Genomic DNA, 12,928 nt, shown 5'->3' on the forward strand with positions numbered 1-12,928 from the left:
TTTTGATTCAATTTATTTTTTTAAATTTGTAAGAATTAAAAAGTAGGAATAATGAGCTTGGAAAAAGAAAATAAAAAAGACGATAAGGTTGAAGAGCCTAGAGTCGAATATGAAATTCAAAAACCAAAATTTAAAGGAATAGATCCTGAAACTTTTGATTTTGATGCCGAGTTTGCGAAAGGTTTAGCGCTAGAGGAAGCAAAGGCAGAAGCAAAAAGAAGGATTAGAGAATGGTGGGGAAAATAGAAGTAGTTTTTACTCCATCAGTTATTAGTTATCTTGATGATTTGGTTTTAATCTTGTATAAAAAAGAATACTTTGGTTTTATAGAATCAGCTGAAAAATATGTTGATGATATTTATGATGCAGTTTCTGATAGAATTAAAAAATCTTCACATAAGAAAACTCAAAAACCTCTTAAGTACTTAGGTGCTGAGTATATTTTTTTAAGCCCAACGCGAGAACAACTTGGTATGCGTTTTTTGAAAAAAAAATCAAAATTATCTGATTACTGGAATTTTGAATAATTACAGTGAAGAAGCAAAAGAGTTATAAAAACAAAATCCTCATAAACAATTAGTTCATGAGGATTTTTTATGAATATAGTTTTTAACTGATCACTAAAAACTGAATACTGAACACTAATTAAGCATTAGCTGTAGCAGCTTCTTTATCAATTTTATTAATCAATCCGGTTAAAACTTTTCCTGGACCAACTTCAGTAAACAAAGTAGCGCCATCAGCAATCATTTGCTGTACAGACTGAGTCCATTTTACAGGAGCAGTTAATTGAATGATTAAGTTCTTTTTAATTTCAGCAGCATCAGAAACAGCATTTGCTGTAACGTTTTGGTAAACTGGACAGCTTGGAGTTGAGAAAGATGTTGCTTCGATTGCAGCAGCCAATTCTTCTCTTGCTGGTTCCATCATTGGAGAGTGGAAAGCACCTCCAACAGGTAAAATTAAAGCGCGTTTTGCTCCGGCTGCTTTCATCGCTTCACAAGCTTTTTCAACTGCTGAAGTTTCTCCCGAAATTACTAATTGTCCAGGGCAGTTGTAATTTGCAGGAACTACAACACCGTCGATAGAAGCGCAAACTTCTTCTACAACATTATCAGCTAAACCTAAAACCGCGGCCATTGTAGATGGAGTGATTTCGCATGCTTTCTGCATCGCTAAAGCACGTTGAGAAACTAATTTTAAACCATCTTCAAAAGATAAAGTTCCGTTAGCAACCAAAGCTGAAAATTCACCTAATGAATGTCCTGCAACCATTTCCGGTTTGAAATCTTCTAAAGTTTTAGCTAAAATAACAGAATGTAAAAATACAGCTGGCTGGGTAACTTTAGTTTCTTTTAGTTCTTCGGCAGTACCTTCAAACATGATATCAGTGATTCTGAAGCCTAAAATTTCATTGGCTTTTTCGAATAATTCTTTGGCTAAAGCCGAATTTTCATAAAGGTCTTTACCCATTCCTGTGAATTGCGCGCCTTGACCTGGAAATACGTATGCTTTCATTTGTCTAATTTAATTTTTTACTTTTTTTAAAATTGAAAATTAGTTTCAATTGGTGCGCAAAAGTACTATTTTTTTAGCTTGTATAATCCTTAAACATATAAATCCATGCTAATCTTGAAAATCTCAGATTAAAGGGAGTGAATAAAACAATTGCAGCGACGATGATTGGAAAGATTCTGAAATCAAAATTCTTTTCAAAGAAAAACTGTGCAATACAATACGTTGCAATTCCCTGAGCTACGGTTAATCCGTAGTTTACGTACATGGCACCAAAGAAATAACCAGGCTCTTTTTGGAATTTATAATGGCAGTGACTGCAGTATTCATTCATTTTTGGAAAGCTGAAATTCAGAAAAATGTTTTTATCTGTAAATACTTTTCCTTTGTGACAAACAGGACATTCGTTTCTAAAAATATGAGTTAGTGCGTGTGACATGATCTTGTTATTTTTTGTTTATACAAAGGTAAATCAGAGTTTTATAAAAGTCTTTTTTATATCTTCGCTTATTATAGCACAATAAGGACATTTTGTTTTAAATTTCAAAGAATAAATTCCAAATTCCAAAATGAAAAGATATCCCATTTATAGTGTTCAGAGTTTCAGCTGTAACGATATTCACAGAGATTTTTATGTGAATACTTTTAAAGAACATTTAAAAAGCCACAGCTTTGTCGAAGAACCGCATCGACACGATTCTTATTTGATGGTGTTTTTTACCAAAGGTTCGGGATTGCATGAAGTCGATTTTGATCAATTCGAAATCAAAAGAGGAAGTTTATTTGTTTTGCAACCCGGACAAATGCATCACTGGAGTTTGTCTGAAGATATTGAAGGTTTTGTGATTATTTTTTCTCAGGAATTGTACAATTTGTATTTCGGACAGAAAAAAATCAACGATTACAATTTTTATCATTCCATACATAATAGGCCAGAAATGGTTTTTGAAGAAAAAGAGATTCCGAAAATCCTTCCATATTTCGATTTGCTGATTCAGGAAAACAGTGAGGACAACAAAATGCAGTTAGATAAATTACTGAATTTGTTAGACTGTATTCATATTGAAGTTTCGAGAAAATACAGTGAAACCTATTCGCATCAAACTCATTCGTACAATATTAAAATCAATACCTTTGAATCGCTTTTAGAAGAATATTTCAGAACTGAAAAACTGCCTTCATTCTACGCAGAAAAATTAAATATTACGTTAAAACATCTGAATAGAATCTGCAACGAAATCCTGCAAAAAACAGCGACAGAAGTAATTACAGACCGAGTAATTCTGGAAATAAAACGAATGCTGATTGACAAACAATTAGCCATAAACGAAGTCGCCTTAAAAGTTGGCTACGAAGATTATTCCTACTTCTCCCGCTTCTTCAAAAAACAAACCGGAATGTCGCCCACAGAATTTCGAAATACAGTGCGATGAGTTTTTTTGCCACAGATTAAAGGATTATTTGGATTAAAAATCTGTGGAAATCTTTTTAATCTGTGGCAAAAGAAAAAAATAATTCGTGAAAATTCGTGTAATTTGTGGCTAAAAAAACAAAACCCTGCGTCCTCACGCAGGGTTTTCAATAACCAACCAATTAAATCTAAAACCAATAGATTAGGCTTGTTTTACAAATTGTAATTCAATGTTCAAACGAACTTCTTCGCCCACTAAAACACCACCTGTTTCAAGAGCTGAGTTCCAGTTTAAACCCCAATCTTTACGATTAATTTTTCCTTCTATGCTTAAACCAACTTTAGTATTTCCCCAAGGATCAGTCATGATTCCGCTAAATTCAACCGGGAATTTTACCGTTTTAGAAACACCTTTAATGTCTAAATCTCCAGTTAATTCAAATTCTCCATCATTGATTTTTTTGAAAGCAGAAGATTTGAAAGTTAATTTTGGATGATTTTCAGCGTCAAAGAAATCACCGCTTCTTAAATGTCCGTCACGATCTGCGTTTGCAGTGTCGATAGAAGCGATATCAGCAGAAAAACTAAAATCTGCATTATCAAAACTTTCTCCTTCTGTAATTGCAGAAGCATCATAAGTTCCAAATTTTCCTGAAACATTAGTAAACATCATGTGTTTAACTTTAAAACCAATTTCTGAGTGAGTTGGGTCAATTGACCATTTTGTAGTTGCCATAATTTTATTTTTTAAATATTTTAATAATTAATTTGTTTCATTTTGATAGTACAAAGTTACGGTGACAGTTGTCCTGGAGCACTTAACCTAGATTAAGAAATAAAAAAGTCTGTAAAAAGACCTAATAGGTTTTTAAAACCTGTTAGGTCTCCTATATAAAGTTAGTCTTTCTTTTTTGAAATTGAGTAAAAAAAGAAACGATAACAATCTGGTTTACAGATTTATTATCGTTTCAAAGTACAGGTATTTAATTGTTTTTGTTTGAATTAATAATTCATCGGAACATCCATTAATAAAAATTCAGCATCTGTATTCGCTTTAATATTTAAAACATCAGTTCCTGAAATTCCAACTGCATCACGGTTGTTTAATTCCTGACCATTGATGGTTACATTTCCTTTTAAAACGAAAGCATAAACTCCGTTTCCTTCTTTTTTAATTTTATATTCAGCAGTAACTCCGGCATCGAAATTACCCATGTTGAACCAGGCATCCTGGTGAATCCAAACACCTTCATCATCTGCATTTGGAGATAAAACCTGAGATAATTTGTTATGTCTGTCAGCCACATTCAAAGTAATTTGCTGGTAACGTGGCGTAACGTTTCTTTTATTCGGAAACAACCAGATTTGCAACAATTTAGTTTGCTGATCTGCATTCGGGTTAAATTCACTATGCTGAATTCCAGTTCCCGCACTCATCACCTGAATATCACCATTTTTAATGATTTCAGTATTTCCCATACTATCTTTATGAGCCAAATCACCTTCTAACGGAATCGTAATAATTTCCATATTATCGTGAGGATGCGTTCCAAAACCCATTCCGGCAGCAATCGTATCGTCATTTAAAACACGAAGCGCTCCAAACTGAATTCTGTCCGGATTGTACCAGCTTGCAAAACTAAAACTATGATAAGCGTTCAGCCATCCGTGATTTGCATTTCCTCTTGTGTCTGCTTTGTGCAATACTATATTTTCCATGATTTTGTGTGTTTTGATTTTTATAGTACAAAGATACGGTCGATGTAGAGGAAAAGCACTTAATGTAGATTAAGAAAAGGTTCTTTTGAGGTGCAAAGGTTCAGAGTTGCAAAGGTTCAAAGGTTTTTTTTGAGTTTTTACGATTCAGCAAAATTATTTAATTATCTAATTCCCAAATTATCTAATTTTTTTTTGAAGCAGAAATATAGTTTTCAAAAGACCTGACTTCCCACTATCCGTTTCAATCTTTTGTGTCTCGTTTTTAAAACGAGACACAAAAGGATTTCCACTTCTATTGGGGCTATGCTAGAAGATTCATTTTTATTAGAAATGTATACGTAAAATTTGTAAAGGAGTTCCGGAGGAACAAAACATATTATAGGGATGGATTTTAATCCATTCTACGCATGAAGTTTGACAAAGACATAAAGGTTCCAGTTTGTCATCCTGAGGAACGAAGGATCACACAAGAAACTCCGTCTGCATAATCGCCAATCTTTGTCGAGTTCCGAGTGTGATCCTTCGTTCCTCAGGAAGACAAGAATGGGTTGAACAATTAAAAACTGAATTATTTAATCCTAATCAATTTTCCTTTCCCAACCACTTCATCAAGATAATTAGCAACCGGACTTTGTTTATCATGCATGTAAAACAGAATCGTATCTTTTGTAATCTGATCTTTCGGAATGCTGATAACTAAATCGGTATTAATGAAATTGTCCAGCAATATTGCATTGCCGTACGAAATTTTTCCTTTTGGTAAGAACTTGTTATCAAACTTAAAAACACTATCAGTAAAAGTAATTTTATCTTTTAAAATATAAGTGCCTTCGTCTTCAATCAAATAATTGTAACGGCCAGTAAGTTTATCTGTTTTCTGGTTGAAGCTGATGAAAAACAGCGTCAGTATTAAGGCAAAATATTTCATAAGATTCTAACTGTATTGATTGATAAACTGCTGCACCACCAAATCCGTATTCTCATGGCGTTTCTTTCTTTCTAAAACAACAGGAGGTGCGGCTCTTTCTAAACAATCCTGAACGGCACAGGTTTCGCAAGTTACACCAACAATTCTTTTGACCAAAGGTTTACCTTCAATAAACTTAAATTTCTTTTTCATCGTCGGATTTATCAGGATGCCAACAGAAATACTTCGAATCGTATCATGCAAAAAGGGATCTTTGGTTGCTGACGAAAATACTAAATATTCATTACCGCTGTTAGCGTAGCTGGAAATTTGAGCATCAAAAAAATGAGATTTATTTTGTTTGATGGCTTCGTCTATCGTTTTTACCGAAACCCATCTTCTGCAATAATGTTCATTAGTTTCATTGGCGTGCGGTTCCTGCTGATGTGTAATGTGTAATTCTTTATTGATTTGATAAAAATCGGAACCTGTTTTATGTGATAATCTTAGGAAAAATAAGTTTTTCAGCTGAAAATCTTTAGGTAATAAATTGGTCAATCGCTGATAAAAAGATTCAGGAGAAACCTCAAAGCTTTCAATTAACTGAACAAATTCTTCGGGTTTCGGATTTTCATTCTCCAAAAAAGAATTGATTTTATCGACAACTAATTTTCTAGGCAGAATTAAAGCGCCTGCAAAATAAGAAGCGTAAAAATTATTCAAAACCTGATCGAAATTATCAAACTTAATCCAGCTGAAAGTCAGCAAACGATCGGAAATTTTTAAATAATTGTAAGCAATTTCTTTGGCTAAAATAAAAGCTTTTTGCGGATCATCTAATTCGTTAGAAAGTAATAAAGTTTTGCTTTTTGGAACGTAAATTGAACGCAAATCGTCTAAAGCTTCCTGATCTCTAAACGCAATTTCTTTGATATTGTATTCGTATTCTTCTTTTAAAATCGCTTCCAGTTCTTCAATGCTGATTTTAGAATCAAGGTTAATCTGAAATGACTTCGAAAATGAAATCACTTTTTCTTCTAAATCGTCAAAATAATTGCTGTGCGCTTCCTGATAAGAACGCAGAGAAGCCAAAAAGAAACTTTCACGGCTTAAATTATAATGCTGGGCAATTTCGAAAATGGTACTAATAAATGCATTGACTTTTGCCGGAGCATTGGCAATAATATCAATTAGATCGGCTTCCTGAATTCCGAAAAGCTCTAATGGAATCTCTTTTAAAATTCCGGATTTTAAAATTTCTCCAATCGGAGCAAGATTATTATCGAGTTTTAGCGAAACCATTTGATCGTAAGTCACGTCCAGATGTTCGCATAGCAGCAAAATTTTGTCTGTTTTTGGATATTTTTTTCCCTTTTCAATCTCGTTTAAGTACGATTTTGAAAGATTGGTCAATTTGGCTAAACCAAAAAGCGAAAGATTTTTTTGAATTCTAACCTGCTTCAGTTTTAGCCCAAATATCAGCTTTATATAGTCTTTTTCGATATCCATAATATCAAATGTAATCGATTTAAAAATAATCGCCAAAAAAATATTTTTAAATTTTAGCGAACGTTCGCTATTTTTATCAAAAACTTTTTGTAACATTGTGGTGTAAAACTTATTAGCTGTAAAATTGTTACGTGTGTTTTGCTTTTTTAATGCAAGTCGAACTCAAAAACAATTCAATGGCTGGTTAATAAAAAAATAAACCACAGCTATGAAAAACCAAACTGAAATTATCGAAACGGCAATGGAATTTTTAGCCGAAAAAAAGCTTCGTTATCCAAAAATATGGACAGAAGAAGCAATTGTTTTTATAACCGAATTGCATAGAAAATTCGAATCACAGCGTAGACTGCTTCTTTTGCAGCGCGAACAGAAACAAGTCTCTTTTGATCAGGGAATCATGCCGGTTTTTATTCCGGAAACGAAAAGTATAAGGGAAGGAAACTGGACAGCTGGTGAAATTCCGAAAGACTTATTAGACCGAAGAGTAGAAATTACCGGCCCAGTTGATCGCAAGATGATTATCAATGCATTGAATTCCGGAGCCAAAACTTTCATGGCCGATTTTGAAGACAGCACTTCACCAACCTGGCAAAATCTAATGGATGGACAAGTGAATTTAATTGATGCAGTAAATAAAACTATCACATTTACAGATTTGGTAAAACAGAAATCGTATCATTTAAATGAAAAAATCGCGACGCTTATTGTTCGCCCAAGGGGTTTGCATCTGCCGGAAAAGCATATTTTAATTGAGGGAAATGAAGTTTCGGGTTCTTTGGTAGATTTTGGTTTGTATGTATTTCATAATCATAAAAAACTTCTGGAAAATAATTCAGGACCGTATTTCTACATTCCGAAATTGGAACATTATCTGGAAGCAAGATGGTGGAATACTGTAATTGATTTTACAGAAGATTATCTGAATCTGAAACGCGGAACTATAAAAGTGACGGTTTTAATTGAAACCATAACCGCAAGTTTTCAGTTAGATGAAATCATTTATGAATTAAAAGAACATATTGTTGGCTTGAACTGCGGACGCTGGGATTATATTTTCTCCTATATCAAAAAGTTCAGAAAAAATCCAAAATTCATTGTTCCCGATCGAGATCAGGTAAATATGACTTCGCCATTTATGAATGCGTATTCGAATTTGGTAATTCAGAGATGTCATAAAAGAGGAATTCACGCAATTGGCGGAATGGCAGCACAGATTCCGATTAAGAATAATGAAGAAGCAAATGCTGTCGCTTTCGCAAAAGTAAAAACCGATAAAGAACGTGAAGTTCGAAACGGCCACGACGGAACTTGGGTTGCGCATCCGGATTTGGTTGCGATTGCCAAAGAAGTTTTTGATAAAGGAATGCCAACGCCAAATCAGATTCATGTAAAAAGAGAACATCGCAGAATTACAGAAGCCGATTTGATCGAACCGCCAATTGGATTGATCACAGAAAACGGGGTTCGAAAAAACATCAATGTTGCCATTTTGTACTTAGCTTCATGGCTGAATGGGCAAGGAGCAGCAGCTTTACACAATTTGATGGAAGATGCTGCAACTGCCGAAATTTCGAGATCCCAATTATGGCAGTGGCTTCAGAATAAAGTGATTTTGGATAATGGACGAAAGTTAGATCTGGCGTATTATCATGAATTGGCTTTAGATGAATGCAGAAAAATCAAAGAGGAATTAGGAGCAGAAAATCACGAAAAGCAACAATTTCCTTTAGCTGAAAAAATGCTGGAAAGGCTAGTGGTAAATCTGCATTTTGTGGATTTCCTAACGATTCCGTGCTATAAATATCTATAAAAGAATTGATTTGAATTCCTGCAAGGTTTCAAAAACCTTGTAGGTATTTTAATCAAGAATGCAAATAGCTACAAGGTCAAAAAATGACCTTGCAGGAAATCATATAACACTATTACTTACTAACCACTTATAACTAAACTATATTATGAAAACGACAGAAGACAGAATTCAGGAATTGATTAACGATTGGATCACGAACCCAAGATGGAAAGGTGTTGAACGTCCTTATACTGCAAGTGAAGTAGTGTCGCTTCAAGGCTCATATCACATTGAGCATTCTATTGCCAAAATGGGTGCCGAAAAATTATGGAGAAAGTTAAAAAGTCAGGATTATGTTGCGGGTTTGGGAGCATTGACTGGAAATCAGGCGATTCAGGAAGTTGATGCAGGTTTAGAAGCGATTTATTTAAGCGGATGGCAGGTTGCTGCCGATGCAAATTTGGCGGGAGAAATGTATCCTGATCAATCGCTTTATCCTGTAAACAGCGTTCCAATGGTGGTAAAAAAGATCAATAACGCTTTGCTGCGTGCTGATCAGATTCAGATTGTAAACAAAATTGAAGATAAAAAAGATTATTTGGTTCCGATTGTGGCCGATGCCGAAGCGGGTTTTGGCGGAAACTTAAATGCTTTCGAATTAATGAAATCAATGATTGAAGCAGGAGCTTCCGGAGTTCATTTTGAAGATCAGTTAAGTTCTGCTAAAAAGTGTGGACACTTGGGCGGAAAAGTTTTGGTTCCAACACAAGAAGCAATCAATAAACTAATTGCAGCTCGTTTGGCTTCTGATGTTATGGGTGTTTCAACTTTAATTGTTGCGCGAACAGATGCCGATGCAGCAAATTTATTAACAAGCGATGCAGATCCAAGAGACCGAAAATTTTTAACCGGAGAAAAAACAAGTGAAGGTTTCTTCTACGTAAAAAACGGAATCGAGCAAGGAATTGCAAGAGGTTTAAGCTACGCGCCTTATGCCGATTTGATTTGGATGGAAACCAGTAATCCGGATTTAGATTATGCGAGAAAGTTTGCAAAGGCAATGAAAAAAGAGTTTCCAGACAAAATGCTGGCGTATAATTGTTCTCCTTCTTTCAATTGGGCTGCAAAATTATCAGTTGCCGAAATGGAAACATTTAGAGAAGATCTGGCAGCAATGGGATATAGTTTTCAGTTCATCACTTTGGCAGGATTCCATGCTTTGAACACCAGTATGTTCGAATTGTCTAAAGCCTACAAAGAGCGCGGAATGGCAGGATATTCTGAATTGCAGGAACGAGAATTCGCTTTACAAAAAAACGGATTCAGAGCGGTAAAACACCAAGCTTTTGTGGGAACTTCTTATTTCGACGCCGTTCAAAATACGGTGATGCTAGGAAAATCAGCAATAACAGCAATGAAACATTCTACAGAGGTTGAGCAATTTTAATTCAAAAGAAAATATGGCTCAATTTGCGAGCCGTATTTTTTTGCCACAGATTTCACAGATTAAAGTGATTTTTTTAGCCACGAATTACACGAATTTTCACAAATTAAATTGAATAAAAATTCGTGAAAATTTGTGTAATTCGTGGCAACATTTTTTAATCCTTTTAATCTGTGAAATCTGTGGCAAAAACTATTTCTTCAAAAGCCGAGCTTTCATTTTGCTGAAAAATTCAGGTGTTACTCCAATGAAAGAAGCGATTTGTTTTTGAGGAACTTTGTGAACCAATGCCCCATATTTTTTAGTGAATTTTTCGAATCGCTCTTCAGCAGGTAAACTCAAGTTATCCATTAATCTTTGTTGATTTGCGACCAAAGAGTTTTCAATTAAAATCCTGAAAAAACGTTCCAGTTTTGGAATTTCAAGATACAATTGTTCCTGATTTTCTTTGGATAAAGAAACCACTTCTGCTTCTTCTAAAACCTCAATAAAAAGCTGTCCCGGTTTCTGCGAAAAAAAACTGTACATATCACTCATCCACCAGCCTTCGCAGGCAAACGAAAGAACATGTTCGACAATATTATCGTTGATATTGAAGCTTCTTAAAATTCCTGAGTTTACAAAATAAGAATGTTTGCAGACTTCGCCAGCGTTTAGTAAAAGCGTTTTGGCCTTGTAAGTGTTGGTTTCTAATTTAGATAAAAAGAGTTCTTGTTCTTCTAGTGTCAAAGAAACGTGTTTAGCAATGTTTTCTAATATTAATGCCATTATTTTTTCTCGTCTATTAAAGTAAATGAAGTTGCTTTAAATCGGTTTCCTTTGATTTCTCCGGTAACTAAAGCTTTACTGATTGCATTGCAGAAACCTTTTTCAGCATGTGCGTCTCCATGATCGTGAATTGTGGTTCCGTCAACGAAATACGATTTTCCGTCAATGCGAACAGCTAAATCACAGCTTTTACCTTTCATTCCGAATTGACATTCTCCGCATGAAGCTTCAACAATTGTTGGTTTATCGAATTTCTTTTTGTCTTGTGCTTGTACTGCGATTCCAATAAAGAGGAATGTTGCTAAAAGTATATTTTTCATAGTTAAGAATTTACAGTTATTAATTTGGCCGTTTCTTTGGCACGTTCTGTTACTTCGTTGATTGGAGTGGAAAGTGTATCATGACTTAAAACGACTCCCATTCTTCGATAAGGTCTTGAAGTTGGTTTGCCAAAAATCCTGAAATCAGTTTTTGGTAAAGCGGCTACTTTTTCGATTCCAGTGAAAGTTGGGTTTGTCGAATCTTCTGAAGCTAAAATTACAGCACTAGCTCCGGCTTTTTCTAAAGTGATTTCGAAAATTGGAAGACTTAAAATGGTTCTTAAATGCAATTCGAATTCGTTGAAATTCTGTGTTCCTGCCAAAGTTACCATTCCGGTATCATGCGGACGCGGAGAAAGTTCAGAGAAATAAACGCCTTCTTTAGTTAAGAAAAATTCAACGCCAAAAAGTCCTGCACCGCCAAGTGCTTCGGTGATTTTTTCGGCCATATCCTGTGCTTCGTATAGATCTTTTTCGGAAACCAAAGCCGGTTGCCAGCTTTCCTGATAATCGCCTCGTTCTTGTCTGTGTCCAATTGGAGCGCAAAACAAAGTTGGATTTCCGTTTTGCGTAATCGTTAAAAGAGTAATCTCAGAATCAAAATTGACAAATGCTTCTACAATCACTTCGATAACATCGCCTCGTGAACCTGCAACGGCATATTGCCATGCTTTTTCGATATCGCTTTCTGTTTTAATTGTCGATTGTCCTTTTCCAGATGAAGACATCAAAGGTTTTACCACGCATGGAATTCCAACTTCCTGAACGGCTTTTTGTAGTTCTTCTGCTGAAGTTGCGTACTCGTATTTTGCTGTGCGTAATCCGAGTTCTTTTGAAGCTAAATCACGTATGGCTTTACGATTCATGGTAAAGTTTGCCGCTTTCGCTGAAGGAACAACGGTAATGCCTTGTTTTTCGTAATCATAAAAACGTTCGGTGCGAATGGCTTCTATTTCAGGAACTATAAAATCTGGCTTATGTTTGGATACGATTTGGTCAAGTGCTTCGCCGTCAAGCATGTTGATGACTTCAAAGCTGTGTGCAACTTGCATTGCCGGTGCATTTTCGTAACTGTCAACTGCAATTACAGTTTGTCCGATTCGTTGAGCGGCTATGACAAATTCTTTGCCTAATTCGCCTGAACCCAGGAGTAGTATTTTCATTTTGGAGTGTTGTAGTGTTTAAGTAGTAAAAGTACAGAAAAAGCTTTTTTTAACCGCAAAGAGCGCAAAGAATTACGCAAAGAACGCTAAGTTTTTGTTTTTAAGATAAAAAAGAACTCAAAGAATTTCTCACGCAGATTTTGGGGATTCGGCAGATTTAAATTAATAACTAGCTTGTCTTTTAGATAAAGTAACCACACAGTTTGTCATTTCGACGAAGGAGAAATCTCCACGAGTAGCTCTACAAAGATTGGCTTATTGGAACGGAGTTACTTGCGAAGATTTCTCCTTCGTCGAAATGACAAGATTGCGGAAATAACAGAATAAGTTTAACCGCAAAGTCCGCAAAGAACGCAAGGCTTCGTTTTTAAGAAAAATAAAAG

14 protein-coding genes are annotated in these 12,928 nt (G+C 35.1%); 5 read left to right on the forward strand and 9 right to left on the reverse strand.

Annotated elements, in window-relative coordinates:
- Positions 1 to 51 precede the first annotated feature (51 nt).
- Together HYN56_RS09110 and HYN56_RS09115 are read left to right on the forward strand one after the other, a co-directional pair.
- Positions 52 to 246, forward strand: a complete 195-nt coding sequence (locus HYN56_RS09110; RefSeq protein WP_109191889.1) for a hypothetical protein — start codon at positions 52 to 54, stop codon at positions 244 to 246.
- Positions 231 to 527: a hypothetical protein gene (locus tag HYN56_RS09115; RefSeq protein ID WP_109191890.1), complete on the forward strand. Its 297-nt coding sequence runs from the start codon at positions 231 to 233 to the stop codon at positions 525 to 527. Before HYN56_RS09110 ends, HYN56_RS09115 begins: the two co-directional genes overlap by 16 nt.
- Before the next feature lie 118 nt (positions 528 to 645).
- Here the strand turns inward: HYN56_RS09115 and fabD are convergent, their stop codons facing one another.
- Together fabD and HYN56_RS09125 are read right to left on the reverse strand one after the other, a co-directional pair.
- Positions 646 to 1,518: an ACP S-malonyltransferase gene (fabD, locus tag HYN56_RS09120; protein WP_109191891.1), complete on the reverse strand. Its 873-nt coding sequence runs from the start codon at positions 1,516 to 1,518 to the stop codon at positions 646 to 648.
- A gap of 73 nt (positions 1,519 to 1,591) precedes the next feature.
- Positions 1,592 to 1,954 (reverse strand): DUF983 domain-containing protein, encoded by a 363-nt coding sequence (locus HYN56_RS09125; RefSeq protein ID WP_109191892.1) that lies wholly within the window; start codon positions 1,952 to 1,954, stop codon positions 1,592 to 1,594.
- Between the two features lie 130 nt (positions 1,955 to 2,084).
- Between HYN56_RS09125 and HYN56_RS09130 the strand changes: the two genes are divergently transcribed.
- The gene (locus HYN56_RS09130; RefSeq protein ID WP_109191893.1) at positions 2,085 to 2,948 is read left to right on the forward strand and encodes a helix-turn-helix domain-containing protein; all 864 of its coding nucleotides are present in this window, start codon (positions 2,085 to 2,087) and stop codon (positions 2,946 to 2,948) included.
- A 180-nt stretch (positions 2,949 to 3,128) separates the two neighbouring features.
- On the opposite strand, the gene HYN56_RS09135 is transcribed toward HYN56_RS09130, so the two are convergent.
- From HYN56_RS09135 to HYN56_RS09150, 4 genes are all read right to left on the reverse strand, one after another.
- Complete coding sequence (locus HYN56_RS09135) at positions 3,129 to 3,662, reverse strand: YceI family protein (protein ID WP_109191894.1); 534 nt, start codon at positions 3,660 to 3,662, stop codon at positions 3,129 to 3,131.
- 266 nt (positions 3,663 to 3,928) lie between these two features.
- On the reverse strand, positions 3,929 to 4,645 hold the full coding sequence (locus HYN56_RS09140; protein ID WP_109191895.1) for a pirin family protein: 717 nt from the start codon (positions 4,643 to 4,645) through the stop codon (positions 3,929 to 3,931).
- 568 nt (positions 4,646 to 5,213) lie between these two features.
- Entirely contained in the window at positions 5,214 to 5,573 is a 360-nt protein-coding gene (locus HYN56_RS09145; RefSeq protein WP_109191896.1) for a hypothetical protein, read from the reverse strand.
- A gap of 6 nt (positions 5,574 to 5,579) precedes the next feature.
- Positions 5,580 to 7,061, reverse strand: coding sequence for a helix-turn-helix domain-containing protein (locus HYN56_RS09150; RefSeq protein ID WP_109194761.1), 1,482 nt, complete (start codon positions 7,059 to 7,061; stop codon positions 5,580 to 5,582).
- A 208-nt stretch (positions 7,062 to 7,269) separates the two neighbouring features.
- Here HYN56_RS09150 and aceB point away from each other — a divergent pair, with 208 nt between their 5' ends.
- Both aceB and aceA read left to right on the forward strand, forming a co-directional pair.
- Positions 7,270 to 8,871 (forward strand): malate synthase A, encoded by a 1,602-nt coding sequence (aceB, locus tag HYN56_RS09155; RefSeq protein WP_109191897.1) that lies wholly within the window; start codon positions 7,270 to 7,272, stop codon positions 8,869 to 8,871.
- A 145-nt stretch (positions 8,872 to 9,016) separates the two neighbouring features.
- Positions 9,017 to 10,297, forward strand: coding sequence for an isocitrate lyase (aceA, locus tag HYN56_RS09160; RefSeq protein ID WP_109191898.1), 1,281 nt, complete (start codon positions 9,017 to 9,019; stop codon positions 10,295 to 10,297).
- A 189-nt stretch (positions 10,298 to 10,486) separates the two neighbouring features.
- Here the strand turns inward: aceA and HYN56_RS09165 are convergent, their stop codons facing one another.
- From HYN56_RS09165 to purT, 3 genes are read right to left on the reverse strand one after another with little or no spacing between them, the layout of a single operon-like run.
- Positions 10,487 to 11,062 carry a Crp/Fnr family transcriptional regulator gene (locus HYN56_RS09165; protein ID WP_109191899.1) on the reverse strand — a complete coding sequence of 192 codons (576 nt, stop codon included), beginning with the start codon at positions 11,060 to 11,062 and terminating at the stop codon, positions 10,487 to 10,489.
- Positions 11,062 to 11,382, reverse strand: a complete 321-nt coding sequence (locus HYN56_RS09170) for a DUF6370 family protein (RefSeq protein WP_109191900.1) — start codon at positions 11,380 to 11,382, stop codon at positions 11,062 to 11,064. Before HYN56_RS09170 ends, HYN56_RS09165 begins: the two co-directional genes overlap by 1 nt.
- A gap of 2 nt (positions 11,383 to 11,384) precedes the next feature.
- Positions 11,385 to 12,545 carry a formate-dependent phosphoribosylglycinamide formyltransferase gene (gene purT / locus HYN56_RS09175; RefSeq protein WP_109191901.1) on the reverse strand — a complete coding sequence of 387 codons (1,161 nt, stop codon included), beginning with the start codon at positions 12,543 to 12,545 and terminating at the stop codon, positions 11,385 to 11,387.
- Between the last annotated feature and the right edge of the window lie 383 nt (positions 12,546 to 12,928).

Source organism: Flavobacterium crocinum (assembly GCF_003122385.1).
In the GTDB taxonomy this organism is placed as follows: Bacteria; Bacteroidota; Bacteroidia; order Flavobacteriales; family Flavobacteriaceae; genus Flavobacterium; species Flavobacterium crocinum.

What these genes read in the sequence shown, in the direction of transcription:
- HYN56_RS09165 (WP_109191899.1), bottom strand. Translation starts at nt 11,062, where the DNA reads ATGGCATTAATATTAGAAAACATTGCTAAACACGTTTCTTTGACACTA.
- HYN56_RS09145 (WP_109191896.1), bottom strand. Translation starts at nt 5,573, where the DNA reads ATGAAATATTTTGCCTTAATACTGACGCTGTTTTTCATCAGCTTCAAC.
- HYN56_RS09125 (WP_109191892.1), bottom strand. Translation starts at nt 1,954, where the DNA reads ATGTCACACGCACTAACTCATATTTTTAGAAACGAATGTCCTGTTTGT.
- HYN56_RS09140 (WP_109191895.1), bottom strand. Translation starts at nt 4,645, where the DNA reads ATGGAAAATATAGTATTGCACAAAGCAGACACAAGAGGAAATGCAAAT.
- HYN56_RS09170 (WP_109191900.1), bottom strand. Translation starts at nt 11,382, where the DNA reads ATGAAAAATATACTTTTAGCAACATTCCTCTTTATTGGAATCGCAGTA.
- HYN56_RS09115 (WP_109191890.1), top strand. Translation starts at nt 231, where the DNA reads ATGGTGGGGAAAATAGAAGTAGTTTTTACTCCATCAGTTATTAGTTAT.
- aceB (WP_109191897.1), top strand. Translation starts at nt 7,270, where the DNA reads ATGAAAAACCAAACTGAAATTATCGAAACGGCAATGGAATTTTTAGCC.
- purT (WP_109191901.1), bottom strand. Translation starts at nt 12,545, where the DNA reads ATGAAAATACTACTCCTGGGTTCAGGCGAATTAGGCAAAGAATTTGTC.
- fabD (WP_109191891.1), bottom strand. Translation starts at nt 1,518, where the DNA reads ATGAAAGCATACGTATTTCCAGGTCAAGGCGCGCAATTCACAGGAATG.
- HYN56_RS09130 (WP_109191893.1), top strand. Translation starts at nt 2,085, where the DNA reads ATGAAAAGATATCCCATTTATAGTGTTCAGAGTTTCAGCTGTAACGAT.
- HYN56_RS09135 (WP_109191894.1), bottom strand. Translation starts at nt 3,662, where the DNA reads ATGGCAACTACAAAATGGTCAATTGACCCAACTCACTCAGAAATTGGT.
- aceA (WP_109191898.1), top strand. Translation starts at nt 9,017, where the DNA reads ATGAAAACGACAGAAGACAGAATTCAGGAATTGATTAACGATTGGATC.
- HYN56_RS09150 (WP_109194761.1), bottom strand. Translation starts at nt 7,061, where the DNA reads ATGGATATCGAAAAAGACTATATAAAGCTGATATTTGGGCTAAAACTG.
- HYN56_RS09110 (WP_109191889.1), top strand. Translation starts at nt 52, where the DNA reads ATGAGCTTGGAAAAAGAAAATAAAAAAGACGATAAGGTTGAAGAGCCT.